The 21,487-nt window shown below is 72.1% G+C and carries 17 protein-coding genes; 11 read left to right on the top strand and 6 right to left on the bottom strand.

What is annotated here, in order from left to right; all coding sequences use genetic code 11:
• Window positions 1-7: 7 nt before the first annotated feature.
• Window positions 8-973, bottom strand: coding sequence for a helix-turn-helix transcriptional regulator (locus Prubr_RS05325; RefSeq protein WP_212822196.1), 966 nt, complete (start codon window positions 971-973; stop codon window positions 8-10).
• A 180-nt stretch (window positions 974-1,153) separates the two neighbouring features.
• Between Prubr_RS05325 and Prubr_RS05330 the strand changes: the two genes are divergently transcribed.
• Both Prubr_RS05330 and Prubr_RS05335 read left to right on the top strand, forming a co-directional pair.
• Complete coding sequence (locus tag Prubr_RS05330; protein WP_212822198.1) at window positions 1,154-1,441, top strand: hypothetical protein; 288 nt, start codon at window positions 1,154-1,156, stop codon at window positions 1,439-1,441.
• 4 nt (window positions 1,442-1,445) lie between these two features.
• Window positions 1,446-2,156 (top strand): response regulator transcription factor, encoded by a 711-nt coding sequence (locus Prubr_RS05335; RefSeq protein ID WP_212822205.1) that lies wholly within the window; start codon window positions 1,446-1,448, stop codon window positions 2,154-2,156.
• A 50-nt stretch (window positions 2,157-2,206) separates the two neighbouring features.
• On the opposite strand, the gene Prubr_RS05340 is transcribed toward Prubr_RS05335, so the two are convergent.
• From Prubr_RS05340 to Prubr_RS05350, 3 genes are all read right to left on the bottom strand, one after another.
• Complete coding sequence (locus Prubr_RS05340; protein WP_212822207.1) at window positions 2,207-2,770, bottom strand: DUF5825 family protein; 564 nt, start codon at window positions 2,768-2,770, stop codon at window positions 2,207-2,209.
• Between the two features lie 2 nt (window positions 2,771-2,772).
• Window positions 2,773-4,602, bottom strand: a complete 1,830-nt coding sequence (locus tag Prubr_RS05345) for a RiPP maturation radical SAM C-methyltransferase (RefSeq protein WP_212822215.1) — start codon at window positions 4,600-4,602, stop codon at window positions 2,773-2,775.
• 313 nt (window positions 4,603-4,915) lie between these two features.
• Window positions 4,916-5,680: a ferritin-like domain-containing protein gene (locus Prubr_RS05350; RefSeq protein ID WP_212822217.1), complete on the bottom strand. Its 765-nt coding sequence runs from the start codon at window positions 5,678-5,680 to the stop codon at window positions 4,916-4,918.
• A 233-nt stretch (window positions 5,681-5,913) separates the two neighbouring features.
• Between Prubr_RS05350 and Prubr_RS05355 the strand changes: the two genes are divergently transcribed.
• The 9 genes from Prubr_RS05355 to Prubr_RS05390 all read left to right on the top strand — a co-directional run bounded on the left by Prubr_RS05355 (window position 5,914) and on the right by Prubr_RS05390 (window position 19,805).
• Complete coding sequence (locus tag Prubr_RS05355; RefSeq protein WP_212822220.1) at window positions 5,914-7,260, top strand: MFS transporter; 1,347 nt, start codon at window positions 5,914-5,916, stop codon at window positions 7,258-7,260.
• Between the two features lie 90 nt (window positions 7,261-7,350).
• Window positions 7,351-8,310, top strand: coding sequence for a thiamine pyrophosphate-dependent dehydrogenase E1 component subunit alpha (locus Prubr_RS05360; protein WP_212822222.1), 960 nt, complete (start codon window positions 7,351-7,353; stop codon window positions 8,308-8,310).
• Window positions 8,307-9,278, top strand: coding sequence for an alpha-ketoacid dehydrogenase subunit beta (locus tag Prubr_RS05365; RefSeq protein ID WP_212822224.1), 972 nt, complete (start codon window positions 8,307-8,309; stop codon window positions 9,276-9,278). The genes Prubr_RS05360 and Prubr_RS05365 overlap by 4 nt, the downstream gene beginning before the upstream one ends.
• On the top strand, window positions 9,275-10,594 hold the full coding sequence (locus Prubr_RS05370; protein ID WP_212822226.1) for an aminotransferase class III-fold pyridoxal phosphate-dependent enzyme: 1,320 nt from the start codon (window positions 9,275-9,277) through the stop codon (window positions 10,592-10,594). The genes Prubr_RS05365 and Prubr_RS05370 overlap by 4 nt, the downstream gene beginning before the upstream one ends.
• Before the next feature lie 689 nt (window positions 10,595-11,283).
• Entirely contained in the window at window positions 11,284-12,921 is a 1,638-nt protein-coding gene (locus Prubr_RS36680; RefSeq protein WP_246568343.1) for a galactose-binding domain-containing protein, read from the top strand.
• A gap of 134 nt (window positions 12,922-13,055) precedes the next feature.
• Complete coding sequence (locus tag Prubr_RS36685) at window positions 13,056-15,620, top strand: CARDB domain-containing protein (protein WP_246568346.1); 2,565 nt, start codon at window positions 13,056-13,058, stop codon at window positions 15,618-15,620.
• Between the two features lie 218 nt (window positions 15,621-15,838).
• The gene (locus tag Prubr_RS05380) at window positions 15,839-17,227 is read left to right on the top strand and encodes a hypothetical protein (protein ID WP_212822228.1); all 1,389 of its coding nucleotides are present in this window, start codon (window positions 15,839-15,841) and stop codon (window positions 17,225-17,227) included.
• A gap of 89 nt (window positions 17,228-17,316) precedes the next feature.
• Entirely contained in the window at window positions 17,317-18,555 is a 1,239-nt protein-coding gene (locus Prubr_RS05385; protein WP_212822229.1) for an AAA family ATPase, read from the top strand.
• Window positions 18,552-19,805: a vWA domain-containing protein gene (locus Prubr_RS05390; RefSeq protein ID WP_212822230.1), complete on the top strand. Its 1,254-nt coding sequence runs from the start codon at window positions 18,552-18,554 to the stop codon at window positions 19,803-19,805. Before Prubr_RS05385 ends, Prubr_RS05390 begins: the two co-directional genes overlap by 4 nt.
• Window positions 19,806-19,839: 34 nt before the next feature.
• Here the strand turns inward: Prubr_RS05390 and Prubr_RS05395 are convergent, their stop codons facing one another.
• Both Prubr_RS05395 and Prubr_RS05400 read right to left on the bottom strand, forming a co-directional pair.
• Window positions 19,840-20,805: a GNAT family N-acetyltransferase gene (locus Prubr_RS05395; RefSeq protein ID WP_212822231.1), complete on the bottom strand. Its 966-nt coding sequence runs from the start codon at window positions 20,803-20,805 to the stop codon at window positions 19,840-19,842.
• 70 nt (window positions 20,806-20,875) lie between these two features.
• On the bottom strand, window positions 20,876-21,412 hold the full coding sequence (locus tag Prubr_RS05400) for a hypothetical protein (protein ID WP_212822233.1): 537 nt from the start codon (window positions 21,410-21,412) through the stop codon (window positions 20,876-20,878).
• Window positions 21,413-21,487: the final 75 nt, after the last annotated feature.

Below are 21,487 nucleotides of genomic sequence, written 5' to 3' on the forward strand. Positions count from 1 at the left end.
CCGGTGCTCACAGCCAGCGTTGGCGTACGGCGTTCGCGCCGGCCTGGAAGCGGCTGGCGGCGCCGAGCCGGTCGGTCAGGTCGGACATCATCCGCTGGATCGTCCGGACCGACAGGCCGAGCCGGCGGGCCGCCGACTCGTCGGTGTGGCCGTCGCCGAGCAGCCGGAGCAGTTCCCGCTCGGGTGGTTCGAGACCGTTGTCGTCGATGGGGGCGGCGCTGCCGAAGGGGGTGGCGGACGACCACACCTGGTCGAAGAGGGCGCACACGGCGGTGGTCACGCTCGGGCTGTGGATCTCGATCGCTCCCTTGCGCGGGTCGGCGGGGTCGATCGGGAGCAGGGCCAGCCTGCTATCGACGATAGTAAGTTGAAAATGGATGAGTGGGACTGTCCGGGCCTCTCCCCCCATTTCACTGAACCAGCGCGTGTACGCCGACGTTTCCGGGTCGTTGCGGAAGCTGTCCTGACAGACGGCCCTGACCGTGATCCCGCGTTCGAGTGCGAGTTGGTGGAATGGCCTACTGACGGCGATGGCGTCGAACTTGCGCGCCCCGCCCGGAATGAACGACAGGCACTCGGAGCGGGCCAGGGCGGCCAGGTGCTCCAGCCGGTCCCGCACCGCCTCGAGGGTGTCCAGCCGCACCAGCCGGTCGCGGCGCCGGCTCTCGCCGTGCGCCTCGGCGAGCGCCTCGATGGCGGCCTGGGTGGCCTCGATCTCGTACTGCTGCCGGGCGATGCCCGCCTTGGCGCGGGCGAGCAGGGCGGCGAGCCCGACCTCGGGATTCGTCGGCCGAAGCCGATCGCCCGATTCGCGCACCAGGGCGAGTTCGATCAACTCGTCGAGCGCGTCGTGCACCTGCCCCGCCGACACACCGAGGGCCCCGGCAAGTTCGACCACTCCCCAGGTCGGCTCCGCCAGCATCGCGCGGTAGACCGCCTCTGCCGTCGTCGACAGACCAAGGGATCTGAACACTCGGCCTCCTCGCCCTGCCGACCACCGTCTCAAACGATCTTCAGGTTGGCAAGGGTCGGTACGGCCGCCGTGGCGTGATCGCGCCAGGCGTTTTCACGCCTGTTCACACTCGTTGACCATGCTCCGAGACAAAGAAAACAATGAATCCCCAAACGTGTCCACGAACCCTGGACGGAAATCATGCAACTATCGGCCGTATCCCTCGCCCCGGTCGGCGAGGACCGGACGCCGCTGACGCCCGAGACACTGCGTGACCTGGTCCTCGGACTGCGGTCCGAGACGGACCGGGTCGAGCACGTCAAGGTCATCGAGCGGGCGGGGATGATGTGGATCGCCGCGTTCGTCGCGGTGGCCGACGACGAGCGGGCCCAGCACTGCCTGCGCGAACTGTGTGCCCGGCTGACCGGTGTCATCGACGGCTGGGACATCGTCGGGGAGCCGGCGGGGCGCGGCCCGGTCGACAGGTGATCACGTGACCGGAGACGACACGGCATCCTCGGGCACGCGACTGACCGCCGGCCCCGACCGCACGGTGCCGCACCGGGCCACGTACCAGGAGCGGCGCGGCCCGGCCGCCGAGATCAACATCGCCCTGCTCGGTGCCGAACTGGCGGAACTGACCAGGAACGAACTCCTGGTGCTGGTGCCGGCGCCGTACCGGCTGCCGCTGCGGGTGGACCTGTTCGAGGACCTACGGGCCCGGGGTGTCACGGTCCGGCTCCTGCACGCCGCCGGACGGGAACCGTCGACCGGCCCGCTCGCCACCCTGGCCCGCGACGGGATCGCCCTGCCGACCCCGTCGCAGGTGCCCTACTTCCTGGTGATCCGCGACCGGGCCGTGGTCTACCTGCCAGGGCAGGATCCCGGCCACAAGCCCGACCGGCTGACCAGGATGCGCAACGTCGTGCTGGCCGGCTCGATGGCCGCCGCGTTCGGTGCCGTCTGGGAGACGGCGGCACGGCGGGCGGAAGCGGCCCGGGTCGCCGCCGGCATCGACGGCATCGAGGGCGGGCGGGAGCTGGTCCGGGCCCTCGGCGACGGGCTGACCGACCAGCAGGCGGCGGCCCGGCTGCACATGAGCAAACGCACGTTCGCCCGGCGGGTGGCGCTGCTCATGCAACGCCTGGACGCCGGCACCCGGTTCCAGGCCGGCGTGCAGGCCGCCCGGCGCGGCTTCGTCTGACCGCCGGCCGCGCCGGCACACCGGCGCCGCCGGCGTGCCGGGCAACGCCGTCAGACCGCGAGGTAGGGCACCGGCCAGTGCCGCATCCGGTACGGCAGCACCAGCGCCCGGCCGCCGGCCTCGACGGCCAGCCCCGCCTCGACGGCGTCGGTGACGAGTTCGTCGTCGCCCGGCCCGGGCAGGCCGTCCGGTGACTCGGCCAGCCGCTCGAACCGGTCGGCGCCCTCCTCGATCACCATCCGGGCGGCGGGCTGCCCCGGCCGGACGTCCTTCACGGTGACGATGCCGGGGCCACGGCGGTAGTAGAACGTGCCGTACCGGTAGTCGCGGGCCCACTCGACGGCGTGGCCCATGTCGTCGAGGCCGACGCCGTCGGACGGCGCCACGAAGTGGGCGTACGTCTCCAGCGGGAAGGACGGCCGGCCGCTGATCGTCCAGTGCAGCCGTACGGCGTGGCTGGTCAGGGTACGCAGCAGCCGCAGGTGTTCGAGGTCCTGCGCGGCGTCCTGCCCGAATCGCAGCGGTTCGGGCAGGACGACCACCCGCAGGCTGTACGCCGCCGGGTCGGCACGCAGGGCGGCGGCGTCGATCGCCGGTCGGGTCGTGGTGGTCATCGTCAGCCCACCTTCAGCGGCTCGGTGGTGGTCGCCAGCGCGATCCAGTGGTCCTGTTCGGTGAAGACGAGTCCGTGCTCGGACAGTTCCCGCAGCCAGGCGTCGACCCGGTCGGCCGGGAGCCCGTACCCGGCGAGCCGGGCGGCCAGGGCCTTGGCCGTACGACCGTTGCCCAGTTCCCGGTACGCCGCCACGAACGGGGCGCCGACGATGTGGTGCTCGCGTTCGGGCCAGCCGACCCGCCGGTCCGCGATCACGATCTCCTCGTCGTCCTCGCTCACCACCTGCAGCGAGCTGGACGAATAGCCGTCGGTCCACAGGTCGATCAGCTTGGCCAGCGGTTCGGCGTCGGTGTCGGACAGTCCGGCCGGATCGGTGTCGAAGAGATACACCATGTCCGTCAACTGGTCGGCCGGCAGCGCGTAGACGTGGTCGTAGAGCCGGGCCGGCCGACGCTCGGGGAAGCCGAGCAGCCGGTTCTCGAAGTACGGGCTGAACCGTTCGAGCAGGATCCGGGCCAGACCGGCCGGCGGCTGCAGGTGGATCAGCGCCGGCACCTGGCGCAGGATCGCCTGGTAGTCGGCGCCGCGCTCGGTCGGGAAGCCGTACAGCCAGTTCCAGGTCACGGTCAGCGCCGCCGACTCGCAGTCGCGCAGGGTACGGACGTTGCGGACGCCGGTCACGCCCTTGTCCATCAGCTTCAGTACGGGGCTGACCAGCGACTCGATGCCGGGTTGGACGTGGGTGACGCCGGCCCGCCGCAGTGCCTCGATCTCGTCGGGGCGCAGGTTGGACTTCACCTCGTAGTGGATCCGCAGGTCCCAGTCGAGGTCGGCGACGCGGGGCAGCACGTCGCGGAAGTACCGGTTGTCGATGATGTTGTCGACCATGATGACGTCGAGCGTCTGGTGGCGGCTGACCAGTGTGGTCAGTTCGGCGATCAGGGCGTCCGGTGCCTTGGCCCGGAACTGCATGCCGGTGCCGTTGAGGCCGCAGAAGGTGCAGTGGTGCTTCTCGCCCCACCAGCAGCCCCGGGCGCCCTCCAGGACCAGCTTCGGTTCGACGTACTCGTTGACCGGCGAGTCGGCCATCAGTTCGAACCAGTCGTCGAAGTCCGGCACCGGGATGAGTCCGGGCGGGACCAGGCTGCCCTGCGGGTTGTCGTGCCGCCGGTCGCCGTCGCGCCAGGAGAGCCCGGGTACGTCCGCGAACGGGATCTTCCCGTCGATGGCGTCGAGCAGGGCCGGGAAGGCAATCTCGCCCTCGCCCCGGATGACGTGGTCGATGAAGGGGAAGTTGCGGTGCATGGCGCTGCCCATGGCGCCGTCGCAGTTGCCGCCGCCGAAGACGATCGTCAGGTCGGGTGCCAGTTCGCGCAGCCGGCGGGCGGTGGCCAGGCTCGGCGCGTTCTGCATGAAGGTGGTGCTGAAGCCGACCAGGGTCGGGTTCGTGGCGAGGATCTCGCGGGCGGCGGCCTCGACGAACGCGGCGGCGTACGGGCGCATCCGGGTGACCACGCCGATGTCGACGTCGTGGTCGGCGGCGTACCGCCGCAGTTGGGCGACGCCGAACTCGTCGTCGCCGTGCAGGACCCCGGCGAAGACCCAGTCGCCCAGCCCGTGGAAGAGGCCGGATTCGGCGACGTCGGTGTATTCCGCGGGTCCGATCTCGCCGTCGGTCGCGGCGAGCAGGAACTCGGCCCACCGGGTGCCGCCGTGGTAGGTCGCCGGGGCCGGCCGTCCGCCGGCGGCGGTGATGGCCTTGAGCAGGCCGAGGGGCAGCGACGGGCAGTCCAGCGACTGCCAGGGCATGGCCGCGAGGCAGATGGTCACGGCGTCACCTCCGCGAGACTGGTGGACGGGGGTACGCCCGGGCGGGGCGGTGGCACCGCCCGGGCGTCTGGATCACTTGGCCGACCGCTTGAGGTCGACCTGGTACTTGCACGTGCCGTGGGTGACCTTCTTCAGGCCCACCTTCTTGATCTTCATCCGTGTTCACCTCCGATCACGGGGGTCAGGCACGGGTGCGCGGCGTCCGGGCGGGACGGGCCCGCCCGGACGGTCCGTCACTTGGTCGCCTTCTTGAGGTCGGCGATGTACTTGCAGGTGCCGTGCGTGACCTTCTTCAGGCCCACCTTCTTGATCTTCACTTCTGCTCACCTCCCCTCGTGATCTCGACGCCGGCGGCGCGCAACCGGGCGCGGTGCCGGCGGACGAACCAGGCCTTGATCCGTTTCGGGTCGCGGCCGGTCAGCGCACCGCACTTGGCGGAGATGCTGTCGAGCGAGGTGATGTTGAAGCCCAGGTCGTGCCACTCCCGGCCGTGTTCGCGCCAGAGTTCGGCGCCCTCCCGGGTCTTGGACACCCGGCCGAGATAGTTCAGGCCGATGGCGATGTGGTGGATCTCGTCACCGCGTACGGCCTCGTAGAGCCGGCCGAGCGGATCGCCGGCGAAGATCTCCTGGAAGAGGATGAACTCGTCGGCCGCCAGTCCTTCGAGGATCGTGTGCACCAGCGCCCGCCCCATGTGCGGCAGGCTGACCAGCATCTCGTTGAGCGGTTCCACCGTCTCCGGGGCGTCCGGCTCCGGCTCGCCGCCGATCGCCTTGGCGTACTGGTAGAAGGCGTCGGCGTGCCGGGCCTCGTCGGCGGTGGCCAGGGCCAGGCTGAAGCGCAGCGGCGCGTCCTCGGTGTGGGTCGCCAGCGTGGCGGCGGCGACCAGGCCGGCCTGTTCGGCGTAGTAGCCGCGCGAGGCGACCCGCCACGCGGACTCGGTGCGGTCCCAGTCCTTGCGACGCATGGCATCGCCGATGATGTCGGTCGCCCGCCAGCCCTTCTTGTCGCGGGTCGCGCCGAAGATGCGGTAGGCGACGGCGTCGCTGTCGAGTTCGTCTGCGCGGTGAAGTGCCATGACTGCTCCAGTGCGGTGCAAGCGGACCTGAGGAACCTGGCCGCCGGCCTGCTGCCGGCCGACCGGTGGCGCCGCCTGTCCTGCCCGTGGCCAGGTCGTGATGCACCTCGAGGAGGCGAAACACGCAGCCGGCCACTCTCCGCCCGGAGATTGACCAACCTAACTTGCCCTACCGACCGCGTCAAGGCTGCTACCCGCAGTCAGCGCGGCCCGGATCGCACTAGGCTGCGTCGATGGCAGCTCGCCGCAGACCCTGGTCGCGTACGCCCGGTCACGGGCTCGGATCGCTCGTCACCGCGCACGGCGTCGGCGTGATCGGCACCCAGATCACCGCGCTCGCCCTGCCCACCCTCGCGATCATCCACCTGGGAGCGTCACCGTTCGCCGCCAGCGTGCTGTTCGCACTGGAGTTCGGCGCGCAGGCGTTCGCCGCCCCGGTGCTCGGCGTGCTGGTCGACCGGGCCCGCTCGCCCCGCCGGCTGCTGATCCTGGCCAGCCTCGGCTACGGCCTGGCCGTACTCCTGGTGCCGGTCGCCGCCGTCGGCGGCCTGCTCTCGCTGGTGCTGCTGGGCGCTGTCGCGGTCGTGACCGGGGTGCTCGGCGGGCTGATCACCATCGGGCTGCAGGCCGTCGTGCCGGTACTCGTGCCGCGCGACAGGCTGGTCGCGGCGAACTCCGCGATGGCCGGGGCACGGTCGGTCGGCCAGGTGGCCGGACCGGCCATCGCCGGGTCGCTGGTGCAGTGGTGGGGGGCGGCGGCCGCGATGGGCGTCGACGCGGCGACCCGGGTGCTGTCCATCCTCGCCTTCGCCACGATGCGCCCCTCCCGCGAGGCGCTGGCCCGCCGGTCCGCCGAGGCGTCCGGCATGGTCCGGGCGCTGCGGGACGGGGTCGCGGTGCTGCGCGGTCAACCCCTCCTGGTACGGATCGCGGTCACCGCCGCGGCGCTCAACTTCGGCGGCTCGGCGCTCGGCGCGCTCTACCTGGTCTTCGCCTACCAGGAACTGCACCTGTCCCCCGGCCTGATCGGCGTCGTCTACGTGGTCAACAGCGTGGCGTCGCTGGTGGCGGTCGGCACCGCCGGCCGGGTCATCCGCCGGCTGCGGATGACCCGGGTGGTGCCGTTCTTCGCCCCGCTGGCCGGGGCCGCGCTGTTCCTGATCCCGGCCGCCGCGATCGCCCCGCCGTTCGCCGCCCTGGTCGCGTACGAGGCGGTCTTCGGCTACTGCGCGACGGTGTGGTTCATCGCCACCGCCACCCTGCAGCAGTCGCTGGTACCCACCCACCAGCTGGGCCGGGTGATCGCGATGAGCCGCACGATCAGCGCGCTGGCCATCCCGGTCGGCGCGCTGCTCGGCGGGGCGCTGGCCCAGTGGTGGGGGATGGTCCCGACGCTGCTCGCCTTCGCCGCCGCGGCACTGGCCGGTACGTGCGCGAGCATCGTACGGAACTCGCAGTTCGGCACAACAACGCCAACATCGGCCGATGACCGACCCGCCGAGAGTGGCACCAACGCGCCATCCTCCGAGGTTTTGTTGACAGCCGAGCCGACCAGCCCGAAAGCTGGCTCCAGCAGTTAGTCACGAGCCGTACGGCGTAGTCAGCGTCCTGCGTTTCCTCCGCCCGGAACCGCACCGCGCAAGCCAACGAACTCCTGACGGGACCGCACCATGGATCTGTTGTCCGCATACCGCGCCATGCTCGGCATCCGGCTCTTCGAAGAGGGCGTGCTGCGGTTGGCCGAGCAGGGGCTCGTGCCGGGCGCGACACATCCCTACACCGGCCAGGAGGCCGTCGCCGTCGGCGTGCTCGCCGCCCGCCGGCCGCAGGAGTGGGTGGTCAGCTTCTACCGCTGCCACGGCCACGCCCTCGCCGCGGGCAGCCCACCCGAGCGGGTGCTGCGGGAGATCCTCGGCCGCGACGGCGGGCTGTGCGGCGGCAAGTCCGGTTCGATGCACCTCGCCGACCGGGCCAACCGCCTGCTCGGATCGACGTCGATCGTCGCGGCCCAGCTCCCGATCGCGGCCGGCGCGGCGATGTCCGCGAAGCTCGACGGCACCGGCCAGGCGGTGATCGTCTTCTGCGGCGACGGGGCACTGGGCGCCGGCGGCGCGTACGAGACGCTGACGATTGCCGCCGCCCAGCGGCTGCCGCTGCTCGTGGTCTGTGAGGACAACGGCTGGCAGGACCGGACCGCCAGCGCGCTCGTACGCCATCTCGCCCCGACCGAACTGGTCCGCGGCCTGCGGCTGCCGTACGTGGAGGTCGACGGCAACGACGTCGAGGCCGTGCACGGGGCGGCCACCGCCGCGCTCGCCGCCTGCCGCGACGGCGGCGGGGTCGGGGTGCTGGTCGCCCACACCTACCTGCGGCACTTCCACTCCCAGCTCGGGCCGCGGCCGCCGGCGGAATACCGGCCGGCGGCCGAACGCGAACGGTGGCTGGCGCGCGATCCGCTGACCGTCGCGGCGGACCGGATCACCGCCGACCTGACCGCACTGCGCGCCGAGGTGGCCGCCGAGACGGACGCCCTGATCCGCCGGGCCCTCGACGCCGGCGAACCCGATCCGGCGACCGCCACGACCGGGGTCACGGTCACCGGCGACGCGCTGATCGGCGCGGCCCGGTGAGCCGCCCGCACCCGATCGGGGCGGCGGTCCGCGACGCGTTGACCGCCCAGCCCGACCTGAGCATGTTCTGCACCTACCAGCAGGACGACCTGGTCGCCCGGTACGGCGCCGACCGGATGGTCCGGATGCCGATCGCCGAGAACGCGATGCTGGGCATGGCGCTCGGCATGGCCCTGACCGGCCGGCGGGTGCTGGTCAGCATCGCCCGGATCGCCTTCCTCTTCAGCGCCTTCGACCAGCTGGTCAACCAGGTCACCACCTGGCGCTACATGTCCGGCGGGCAGTTCTCGGTGCCGCTGGTCGTCCGCGGCTTCAGCCGGGGCGGCGAGCACCTCGGCGCCCAGCACGAGCACGCGCCGTACGGGCTGCTGAGCCGGATCCCGGGCCTCGTGGTCGCCGTACCCGGCTCGCCGAACTCCCTCGCCGGCCTGCTGCGGACCGCGCTGACCCATCCCGACCCGGTGGTCGTGCTGGAGTCGCCGCTGCTGTTCGCGCCGGACTGGGCCGACCTGCCCGAGCCCGAACCGTCGCCGGCCGCGCTGCCGTTCGGCGTCGCCGGGCTGGCCCGCACCGGCACCGATCTCACGATGGTCGCCATCGGCAACACGGTCGCCGCCTGCCTGCGCGCCGCCGACCGGTTGGCCGGGCAGGGCGTCGACGCCCGCGTCGTCGACCTTCGTACGGCGGCACCACTGGATCGCGACGGGGTGGCCGCGATGGTCGTACCGGACCGGCCGGTCCTGCTCGTCGACGAGGAGTCCCGCGCCGGGTCGGTGATGACCGACCTCGCCCTGCACCTGGTCCAGACCGGGGCGGTCAGCCCCGGGCGGATCGACCTGCTGACCGGTGCCCCGGTGCCGGCGCCGGTCAGCCCGACCCTGCTCGCTCCCCTGCTGCCCGACGTGGACCGGATCGTCGACGCGGCCCTGCACAGTTTCGCCCCCGACCTGCGGAGGAAGAACCCATGATCGAAAGCAGCGGGTACGCCGTCTGGCACGGCCTGACCCCGATGGGCGAGTTCCTGCGCGACAACGACCCGGACATGTTCCTGGTCAGCGGGGCGGACAGTCACGTGGTCGACGCGGCCGGCCGGCGCTACCTCGACGCCCGCTCGTCGATGTGGAACGTCACCCTCGGCTACTCCTGCGAGCCGGTCAAGCGGGCGATGGCCCGGCAACTCGACGTGCTGCCGTCCGGCACCGTGATGCGCTACGAGCATCCGCCGCGGACCACCGTGGACTACGCCGCCGCGCTCGCGGCCGTGCTGCCGGCTCCGCTGCGGCACATCCGGTTCGGCAACACCGGCAGCCAGATGACCGAGTCGGCGGCGATGCTGTCCCGGTTCTACCGGCGGATGACCGGCGAGACCGACCGGCACACCGTGATCGCCCTGCACAGCGCCTACCACGGCACCGGGCCGCTGGCGACGGCGCTGACCGACGAGCCGGTCCTGCACGACTACTCCGCGCCGGTCGACCAGCACGTCGTGCACGTCACCACCCCGCCGCCGGTGTCGTGCGAGCCCGGCGCCTGCACCGGCGAGTGCATCCGGCCGGTCCTCGACGCCATCGACTCGGTCGGCACCGACCACGTCACCGCGGTCATGTTCGAACCGGTCTCCGGCACCTCGTTCCTGCCGGCGCCGCCGCACTACCTGGAGACGCTGATCGTCGAGTGCCGGCGGCGCGGCATCCACACCATCGCCGACGAGGTGACCACCGGCGCCGGCCGGGTCGGCGCGATGACGTACGTCGAACGCCTGACCGAGGTGCCGGACATGCTGGTACTCGGCAAGGGGCTGAGCGCCGGCTACTTCCCGCTGGCCGTGCTCGCCGTCGGGTCGCCCGTCTTCGACGCGTTGACCCACCCCCCGGTACGGCTCGGCTTCCCCAACGGCTCCACCACCGACGGCCACCCGCTCGGGGCGGCGGCCGGCCTCGCCGTACTCGACATCCTCGGCGCCGACGGGTTCTTCGACGGCGTACGGCGGCGCAGCGCCGACCTGGTCGCGATGCTGACCGCGGCGGCGGAGTCCGAGCCGCGACTGGGCGCCGTACGCGGCGAGGGCATGCTGCTCGGCATCGAACTCGTCGACGAGAACGGCGAGCCGTGGCGGGTCCGGGAGGTGAACCGGTTCCGGCTGGCCTGCCGCGACCAGGGGCTGCTCACGAGCTATTCGCTCGGGGTGCTGCCGCTGCTGCCGCAACTCACCGTCAGCGAGGCCGACTGCCGCGAACTGGTCGACCTGCTGCTCAAGGCACTGGCGGCGTACCGGCCGGCCTGACCGCGCCTGCACCGGCCGGCGGTGCGCCACCGGCGGTGATCGTCTGCTGTTCCGCCGTGGCTGCTACGGCGTGTCGACTGTTTGAAGCGCAGAGGATCATCGACGTCCCCGCGTCCCTCGTCGCCTGAGGCCCCTGCAGGGTAGGTTGCTGCCCCGCTCCACAGCGAATTCACTGTTCGTACGCCGAATTCGCTGTTGCCCGCGACAGCGGTACCCCGCCTCCCGATGCGAGGCCGACCCTGATCGCCGCCGCCTGTTCGGCGTTCCCACCTGCGTGTCCCCGGATGGCCACCCGGCGCGACGCCGCGCGTCCACACATCCATCGGCATCACAGCGTTGACGCGTTCGTAGCACGTCGGTAAAGTTCGGCCCCAAGTAACGCAAGATTCAAACAAAGCCATGCTTGTTTCATTGCAGGCTGGCGCAATTTTCCGCGCCGACACTCGGCGGTGCCCACCCTCCGACCCGGACAGGCCCGGTGATGCCATCGGTCGCCGCACGTTCCGGCCGGCCACCCCCACCCGGCCCCGGGGGCGCCCGCCGGCCGCCCGCCACCACACCCACCCGCCCGTGAACACCATCCGGTCCCGCTCGCCGTTCGCGGCCCACCCCGGCCCCGGTGCCGGCACACCCCCACGCCCGTGGCCGTACGCCACCGGCGAACCGTCCCGACAGCGAAGAGGACAGTGATGAGACGACCCGCTCTGATCAGGGTGGTGGCGACGGCGGTCGCGGCCGCCGTGATCGCCACCGTGGGAGGAACCGCCGTCGCGCACGCGGCCGGCGGCCCCAACCTCGCACTCGGAAAGACCGCCTCCGCGAGCACGACCAACGGCCAGAACGCGGCCGGCAACCTCAACGACGGCAACGCCGGCAGCTACTGGGAGAGCACGAACAACGCCTTCCCGCAGTGGGCCCAGATCGACCTCGGCGGCAGCACCGGCGTCGACCAGGTCGTGCTGAAGCTGCCGCCGGGCTGGGGCACCCGCACCCAGACCCTGGCCGTGCAGGGCAGCCAGGACGGGGTCAGCTTCGCCAACGTCACCGCGCCGCAGGGGCACGTCTTCAACCCGGCCGGCGGCAACGCGGTGACCATCGACTTCCCGGCGACAAGCACCCGGTTCGTCCGGATCCACATCACCGCGAACACCGGCTGGCCGGCCGGGCAGCTCTCCGAGCTGGAGGTCTACGGAACGACCACCGGCTCGACCACCAACCTCGCCCAGGGCCGTCCCACCACCGAGAGCGGTCACGCCGACGTCTACGCCTCGTCGCGGGCGGTCGACGGCAACCAGAGCACCTACTGGGAGAGCACCAACCACGCCTTCCCGCAGTGGCTCACCGTCGACCTCGGCACCGCCACCGCGATCGACCGGGTCGTGCTCAAGCTGCCGACCGCCGGCTGGGCCACCCGTACGCAGACCCTCGCCGTGCAGGGCAGCACCAACGGGTCGACGTTCACCGACGTGGCCGCGTCGCGGACGTACACCTTCGACCCGGCCGTCGCCGGCAACTCGGTGACCGTCACCTTCAACCGGACCACGACCCGGTACGTCCGGATCAACATCACCGCGAACAGCGCCTGGCCGGCCGGGCAGCTCTCCGAGGTCGAGATCTACGGCCCCGGCGGCGGCACCGACACCACCCCGCCGAGCGTGCCGGGCACCCTGTCCTACACCGCCTCCGGCACGACGATCACCCTCAACTGGGGCGCGTCGACCGACAACGCCGGCGGCAGCGGGCTGGCCGGCTACGACATCTACCGCAACGGCGCCCTGGTCCACAGCGTCGGCACCGTCACCACCTGGGCGGACACCCAGCCGGTCGCGGCGACGGTCAGCTACTACGTACGGGCCCGCGACAACGCCGGCAACCGGTCCGGCAACAGCAACACGGTGACCCGTACCGGCACCGACAGCATCCCGCCCACCGTGCCGGGCACCCTGTCGCACAGCACCTCGGGCAACACCATCACGCTGACCTGGGGCGCCTCCACCGACACCGGCGGCAGCGGGCTGGCCGGCTACAACGTCTACCGGGACGGCAACCTGATCGCGACGCTGGGCACCGTGCTGACCTACCAGGACAGCCAGCCGCCGACGGCAACCGTCTCCTACCAGGTCCGGGCCCGCGACGGCGCCGGCAACCTGTCCGCGTTCGGCAACACCACCACCCGTACCGGCAGCCAGCCGCCGACCTGCGTCAACGTCGCGCAGGGCAAGACCATGACGGCGAGCGGGTCGACGTTCACCTTCACCCCGGACAAGGCCAACGACGGCCAGCTCGGCACCTACTGGGAGGGGGCGGCGGCTACCCGCAGAACCTGACCGTCGCGCTCGGCGCCAACCACGCGATCACCGCGGTCACCGTCAAGCTGAACCCGGACCAGTCGTGGGGCACCCGTACCCAGAACTTCCAGATCCTCGGCCGCGACCAGGCGGCGACCACGTACACCAGCCTGGTGCCCGCCGCGAACTACCAGTTCGTCCAGGGCAACAACGTCGTACGCGTCCCGGTCACCGCGACCACCGCGGACGTGCAGTTGCGCTTCAACTCCAACAGCGGCGCCCCCGGCGCTCAGGTGGCCGAACTGGAGGTGTGCGGCACCCCGGCGCCGAACCCGGACCTGACCGTCAAGAACGTGTCGTGGACCCCGGCGTCGCCGTCGGAGACGACGAACCTGAGCCTGACCGCCACGGTCAACAACACCGGTGACCGGGTGTCCGGCAACACCCGGCTGGACTTCCTGCTGGGTGGCGTGGTGAAGGCCAGCGCCGACATCGGCCCGATCGCCGCCGGCGGTTCGCTGCCGGTCAGCCGGGCCATCGGCACCCTGGCCCAGGGCTCCTACACCGTCAGCGCCCGGGTCGACCCGGCCAACACCGTCGTCGAGCAGAACGAGGGCAACAACACCGCCGCCAACCCGACGCCGCTGGTGGTCGCCCAGGCGCCCGGACCCGACCTGCAGGTGCTCGGCATCACGTCCAACCCGCCGAACCCGGCGGTCGGCGCGGCGGTCTCGTTCACCGTCGCGGTCAACAACCGCGGCACCACCGGCGCGGCCGCCGGCACGGTCACCCGGCTGACGGTGGGCGGCACCACGCTGAACGGCACCACCCCGGCCGTGGCAGCCGGCGCGACGGTCAACGTGGCGGTCAGCGGCACCTGGACCGCGACCAGCGGCGGGGCGACGATCACCGCGACCGCCGACGCCACCAACACGGTCACCGAGACCAACGAGGGCAACAACACCTTCACCCGGTCGATCGTGGTCGGGCGCGGCGCGGCCGTGCCGTGGGTGTCGTACGAGGCCGAGGACGCCAACTACCAGGGTGTCCTGTTGCAGGCCGACCCGCTGCGCACCTTCGGGCACACCAACTTCGCCACCGAGTCCTCCGGCCGCGAGTCGGTACGGCTCAACAGCACCGGCCAGTTCGTCGAGTTCACCTCCACCAACCAGGCCAACTCGATCGTGGTCCGCAACTCGATCCCGGACGCCGCGAACGGCGGCGGCATCGAGGCCACCATCAGCCTCTACGTCAACGGCACGTTCAACCGGAAGCTGACCCTGTCGTCACGGCACAGCTGGCTGTACGGCAACACCGACGACCCGGAGGGGCTGACGAACACCCCGCAGGCCGACGCGCGGCGGCTGTTCGACGAGTCGAACGCGCTGCTGGGGCAGTCGTACCCGCCCGGCACCAGGTTCAAGCTGCAGCGCGACGCCGGTGACACCGCCTCCTTCTACATCATCGACTTCGTCGACCTGGAGCAGGTGGCGCCGCCGTCGAGCAAGCCGGCCGAGTGCACGTCGATCACCGAGTACGGCGCGGTGCCCAACGACGGCCTCGACGACACCGCCGCGCTGCAGCGGGCGGTGACCGACGACCAGAACGGTGTCATCAGCTGCGTGTGGATTCCGCCGGGCCAGTGGCGGCAGGAGCAGAAGATCCTGACCGACGACCCGCTGAACCGGGGCACCCACAACCAGGTCGGCATCCGCAACGTCACCATCCGCGGCGCCGGCATGTGGCACTCCCAGCTCTACACGCTGACCGAACCGCACCTGGTGGTCGGCGGCATCAACCACCCGCACGAGGGCAACTTCGGCTTCGACATCGACGACAACACCCAGATCTCCGACATCGCGATCTTCGGCTCGGGCCGGATCCGGGGCGGGCCGGGTGGTGCCGAGGGCGGCGTCGGCCTGAACGGCCGGTTCGGCAAGAACACCCGGATCAGCAACGTCTGGATCGAGCACGCCAACGTCGGTGCCTGGGTCGGCCGTGACTACAGCAACATCCCCGAGTTGTGGAACCCCGGCGACGGGCTGGAGTTCAGCGGCATGCGGATCCGCAACACGTACGCCGACGGCATCAACTTCAGCAACGGGACCCGCAACTCGCGGGTCTTCAACTCCTCGTTCCGTACCACCGGCGACGACGCCCTGGCGGTCTGGGCCAACCCGTACGTCAAGGACACGTCAGTCGACATCGGACACAGCAACCAGTTCCTCAACAACACCATCCAGCTGCCCTGGCGGGCGAACGGCATCGCCGTCTACGGCGGCTACGACAACAGGATCGAGAACAACCTGATCTACGACACCATGAACTACCCCGGCATCATGCTGGCGACCGACCACAGCCCGCTGCCGTTCTCCGGGCAGACGTTGATCGCCAACAACGGGCTCTACCGTACCGGTGGCGCCTTCTGGAACGAGGACCAGGAGTTCGGCGCGATCACGCTCTTCGCGGCGGGCCTGGACATCCCGGGCGTCGTCATCCGGGACACCGACATCCACGACTCCACGTACGACGGCATCCAGTTCAAGACCGGCGGCGGGTCCATACCCAACGTCACGATCACCAACGTACGCATCGACAAGTCCAACAACGGCGCCGGCATCCTGGCGATGGGCGGTGCCCGCGGCAGTGCCCGGCTGACGAACGTGACCATCACCAACTCGGCCGACGGCAACATCGTGATCCAACCGGGATCGAGCTTCACGATCACCGGCAGCTAGTCCCGATCCGGCGCCGGCCCGCAGGGGTCGGCGCCGGCCCGGTCCCCTCCCGCGACGGGGTGGGTACCTGGACCCCGGGTTCGGGGCGCGTCCGCCCGGGGCGGTTCCGGCATCCGGCCGCCCCATCTCTGGCGTGGCGGGCGCGGCGGTTGTACGCTGCCCCCAATGAACACCTCCTCTTTCAGATTGGGGGCCCCATTCGCACAAGGTGAGTGCTGATGCGCCCATCTACCGCGAACCGGGATTCCCGTCTTCTCGTCTGGCGGCACGTGCGCGAGTTCGCCGTCCCGCCGTCCATGATCAGATCTGCGACCGACCGCCGTGCCGTCGGCGACTGGGCCGGAGCGTGCGCCGCCGCCCGCGTCGATGTCGACCTGAGTCTTCGCTCCGTGGCCCACGCCCACGGGCAGGAACTCGCGGCACGAATCCGGACCGACCTCCGTCAACTGGCTCCCGACCTGCTGCGCTGGCACATGCCCAGGGTCGCACCGGACGGCCTGCTCCGACCGGGCCTGACCGTCTCCCTGGCCCGCTACGGCCCGGCGGAGGGCGCGGACGGCGACACGGTCCACCTGGTGGCGCGGACTCCCCCGGCCTGGGCGGACGCCGGCCAACGGATCAGCCTGGCGCTGTGGAACGGGTCCCGGCCCGGAACCGGCCGGGGTCCGCACCCCGACCGGCGGTTCCGCCTCGACCTGCACCGCCACCTCTGGGACTCGCGCCGGGCGGGTGAACTGCGCACCCGGGCCGGCGCGGACCGGTGTCCCGGCGAACAGAATCTCGCTGTCGAACCGTTCGTGCCGCCAGGCCACGGCTACGCCACGGACCGGTGGGCGGACGAGGCAGGGCTGCTGCTGCGCGCGGAGGGCCGGACCACCGGCACCGTCGCCGTACGGATCGGCGGACGGCGCCGGCTGCTCCTCGACCCGACCACCGTCGGGAACCCCACCGGCGGGTCGCCGGGACCGGGGATCACGGTGGCGTCCGCCGGGGGCCGCAGCCGCGGACTTCCGGTGCTGCCCGACGCGGCGACCTGGGAGCTACCCGACCTGGCGTTGCTGCGCGCCGGGCTGATCGGGCCCGAACGGCTGCACCCGCTGGTGGCGCAGGCCCTCGTACCGGATCGGCCACCGGCCGACGCCGCGCACGGAGCGGACGGCGACCACGTTCCGCGGCTCGTCGAGTGCCGGGGCGCCCGGCACCGGATCGGCCTCGTCGACGGCGTACTCGTCCCGCTCGACCACGACCCGGCCGAGATCCGCCGTGAGGAACTGCTGGCCGCGCTGACCGGCACCCCACTGCCCTGCCTGCAGGCGATCGACCACGCCCACCGGCACCCGGAGTGCCTCGTCGACGTACGGGCCCGCCTGGACCACGGCGACACCGCCGGTGCCCTGGCCGTCGTCGAGGCCGTTCTCGGACCCGACGCGCTGCTACGCCCCGGTGCTCTCCAGGACGAGTTGGAGACCGCGGCGCTCCGGCGGATCAGGCACGGACTGTTCCGGGCCGGACTCGCCGGACGCATCAACGCCCTGGCCCGCCGACCCGACCAGCACCGCCTGCGTCGCGAGCGCCGGACCCACCCGCGGCACGCGCTGCCCCGCTGACCGCAGGTCCGCTCCCCCACCTTTCCGATCTCCACCCCGGCACGGGCGCGACCGCTGCCGTCCCGACTCGAACCCAAAGGTGATCCCACATGCGCAGTTCCATCCCGTCCGTCACCCCGGCAACGCCCCACCACACCGAACTCGACGTCGCCGCCGACCTGCTCACCCTCCTGCGCGACACCGCCACCGAGCCGCGTCCCGACATCCAGTTGGAGGCGCTGACCCTGGCCGTGGCCGCCGACCTGCCCGTGCTGCTGTGGGGCGAGCCGGGAATCGGCAAGACGGCGGCCCTGAACCAGCTCGCGGCGGCCCTCGACCTGCCGCTGACCACGGTGATCGCCAGCGTGCACGAGCCGTCCGATTTCGCCGGCCTGCCCGTGGTCGGCGACGACCCGGCGGTGCAGGGCGTCCCGATGGCCCCGCCGGACTGGGCCGTACGCCTGGTCCGCGCCGGGCGGGGACTCCTGTTCCTCGACGAACTGTCCACCGCGCCGCCGGCCGTCCAGGCCGCCCTGCTCCGCGTCGTACTCGAACGGCGGATCGGTGCCCTGCGGCTGCCGGCCGGTGTCCGGATCGTGGCCGCCGCCAATCCCCGGTCGTCCGCGGCCGACGGCTGGGAGCTGAGTGCGCCCCTGGCCAACCGGTTTGTCCATCTGCAGTGGACCTACCAGCACGAGACGGTGGTACGCGGCCTCGGCGGGACCTGGCCCAGGGCGGCACTGCCCCGGCTCGCCCCGCAGCGGCTGCCCGAGGCAGTCGCGTACGCCCGTCGGGCGGTGTGCGGGCTCCTCACCGGCCGCCCCGCGCTGGTGCACCAGATGCCGAACAACGAAGCCCGCCGGGGCGGCCCCTGGCCGTCACCCCGCAGTTGGCAGATGGCGCTGTGCCTGACCGCGTTCGCGACCGCGGCGGGGTCCTCCCGGGAAGTCCTGTCCATGTTGGTCAGAGGGACCGTCGGGGACGGGCCGGGGCTCGAACTGCTCGCCAGCCTGGACCGGATGGACCTGCCCGATCCCGAGACGCTGCTGGCCGCCCCGGCAACGGCCGAGCTGCCCGAACGGGGCGACCTGCGCCAGGTCGTACTCGACGCGGTGGTCGCGGCGGTCCGGGAGCGTCCGGACCGGGCCCGCTGGGACGCGGCGTGGACCCTGCTCGTACGGGCCCTGGAGACCGGAGCCCCGGACCTCGTGGTCGTCCCCGCGACCACGCTCGCCGCGCTGCGGCAGCCGGACTGGGACGTCCCGGCGGCGATCGAACGCCTCACCGGAGTGGTGTCGCTGAGCCGGCGCGCCGACCGGGTCGCGGCGGCGGCCGGGAGCGGCCGATGACCGCCACCGTACGGGGTGCACTCGACCTCCAGAAGCTCTTCACCGCCCGGCTGCACGCCGCCCGGGTCCGGCCGTACCTGGCGACGGCGCTGTTCGCCCTGCGTCCGGTGGAGTCACGGCGGGTGCCGACGATGGCGGTGGACCGGCACTGGCGGTGCTACGTGTCGCCGGCGTTCGTGGACCGGACCCCCGTCGAGGAGTTGGCCGGCGTGTGGGTGCACGAGGTCTCGCACCTGCTGCGTGACCACCACGGCCGCGGCGACCGGATCGCGTCGCAGCAGGGCCTGACCGGCCGGGGTGAACGGCTGCGGATGAACATCGCGGCCGACTGCGAGATCAACGACGACGTGTACGGCGACGGACTCGCCCGGCCCGAAGGCGTCGTCGACCCGGCTCTCCTGCGGCTGCCGGAGGGGAAGCTGATGGAGGAGTACCTGACCATGTTCCGGCTCGGACCACACACCCAGGGGCTGGTCTGGCTGGACTGTGGCAGTGGCGCCGACGGCCTGGAACGGGAATGGGACCTCGGGGCGGACGGCGCGTACGGGCTCAGCGACCAGGAACGGGACGCGGTCCGGTTCCGGGTCGCGCAGGGCATCACGGGACAACCGGGCGACGCCCCGAAAGGGTGGCGACGCTGGGCGGAAGAGGCGTTCCACCCGCCGCAGCCGTGGCGGGACCTGCTGGGGGCGGCGGTCCGCTCGGCCGCCTCCAGCGCCGGGGCGGGCGAGGACTACACGTACGGCCGGCCGTCGCGGCGGTCCACCAGCCTGCCCGGCATCGTCCTGCCGAGCCTGCGGCGCAGGCCGCCGCGGGTCTCGGTGGTCGTCGACACGTCCGGGTCGGTCAGCGACACCGAACTCGGCAGCGCGCTGCTCGAGGTCGCCGCGATCGCCCGCGCACTGGGCGGTCGACGCGACCTGGTCACCGTGCTGTCGTGCGATGCCGCGGCCCACCTGGTACGCCCGGTGTGCCGCGCCGAGAACATCCCGCTGGTCGGCGGCGGCGGCACCGACCTGCGTACCGGCTTCGCCAGGGCGCTGCGGGCAACGCCCCGACCGGACGTCATCGTGGCGCTGACCGACGGGCAGACCCCCTGGCCGGACCGACAGCCGCCGTGCCGGACCGTGGTGGGCCTGTTTCCCCGGCACGGAGCCGCCCGGTCATGGGACGAGGAGGATCCCGACTACGTACCCGACACGCCGCCGAACTGGGCCCGGGTCGTCACCATCGGCCCCCAGCCGTACTGAACCCGGCGCCGGCAGCCGCGGTCGGGCGGCGGATTCAGTAACCGATGGTGCGGTGCAGCCGGAGGAACGTCTCGGTGAAGCCGAGCCTCGGCCAGGTACGCGAGGACAGCAGGTTGGTCACCCGCCAGTCGGTGACCACGCTGTCGAAGCCGCTGTCGACCGACCAGTCGATGACGGCCTCGCCGAGCGCCCGGCCGGCGCCGGCCCCACGGGCGTGCGCGTACACCGCGGCGTACGCGAGGAACCCGGCGTTGTCCGGAAGGGCCAGGCTCAGGTGGCTGCTCGACTTCTCCAGCGCGCACCCGATGGCGGAGCCGACCACCTTGCCGTCGCGTTCGACGACGAACGTGGCGTACTCCGGGTTGTCGATGTCGTCCTCCCAGTCGGCGAGGCTCTCCTCGACCGTTCCGACCCGGCCGGCCGAGAACGTCGGGGCCAGGCCTTGGTGGAGCGGCAGTTCGAGGTCGAGCCGGGCCAGCTCCGGGATGTCGGCCCGGACGGCCCGACGCGCCGATACCCCGCTGGCCGAGGGCGCCGCCACCTTCTCCGCCGGTCGGATGGCGTGCGCGTGCTGCTGGCCGAAGCCCAGCCGGAACCAGGCACCGACCAGTTCCTCGTCATGGGACGGCACGATCACGAAGTGCGCGGTGCGGCCCTCGTCGACCCAACGGGTCGCGGCGACGCCGTACAGGTCACGCATCACCTCGGCGTCGGTGACCGCCTGACCGGCCGCCTCCACCCAGATGTTCGGCCCCCACAGCGGCGACGTCTTCGGGGCGCCGAGCAGGAATCCGACCGGTACGCCGGCCCGGAACGCGACCGCACCGGACGCGTTCTCGGTCCCGTACGCAGCGGTCAGCTCCGCGACGGCGGCGTCGACGTCCTCGAAACGCGGCGACAGCAGCGGCTGCGCGACGCGGTGACGGCGGTGCCGCCCGGCCAGCAACACGCCACAGGCGGCCAGGTCGGCGGCCTCGAACGGTCGAACCTCTAGGGACATGGCCGGCACGGTATACACGCGCGACCCGGTCCGCATTCGCTTTTCGCGCTCGCCCATTGCCCGGCGCCCCTCACTCGGGCAGGAAGCCGGCCGACCAGGTCTCGAACCGGTCGCCGTACTCGGCGCGGGCGGTGGCGACGACCGCGTCCGGGTCGTCCGCGGGGGTCAGCGCGAAGTGCTCGGCCAGCCAGGCGACGTAGTCGGCGTGGCCGGAACGGTGCTCGTGGTCGTCGCCGCGGTAGAAGTAGGCGTCGTCCCAGTCGACCGTGATCTCGCAGTCGTGGCCGACGAGTTGGAACAGCTCCCGCAGGTCGCGGGCGACGACGTGCTGGCCGCCCTCATCGCCGAAGACGACGATCGGCAGGGTTGCCAGATCGGCCCGGTCGTCGATCCGCCAGAACGCGTAGAACGATCCGCCGTCGGTGGCCCGGGCGAACGGCACCAGCCGGTCGAGGAAGTCGGGATCGACCGACCAGCCGGCCTCCAGCCCGGACGTGTCGTCGTACTCGGTCAGCCCGAACCCGTCGGCGTACTGCCCGAACCCGATCCGGTCCTGGAACGCCATGAGCAGGTTGAGTTCGGGAACCGGCGAGTAGTCGGCGTCCACGGGTCCTCCACAAGATCGACGCTTCGGCCGAGCGTACCGGCGGGCCGCTGGCCGGCCGCCACCCGGACCGGGTGG

Source organism: Polymorphospora rubra (genome assembly GCF_018324255.1).
Classification (GTDB): Bacteria; Actinomycetota; Actinomycetes; order Mycobacteriales; family Micromonosporaceae; genus Polymorphospora; species Polymorphospora rubra.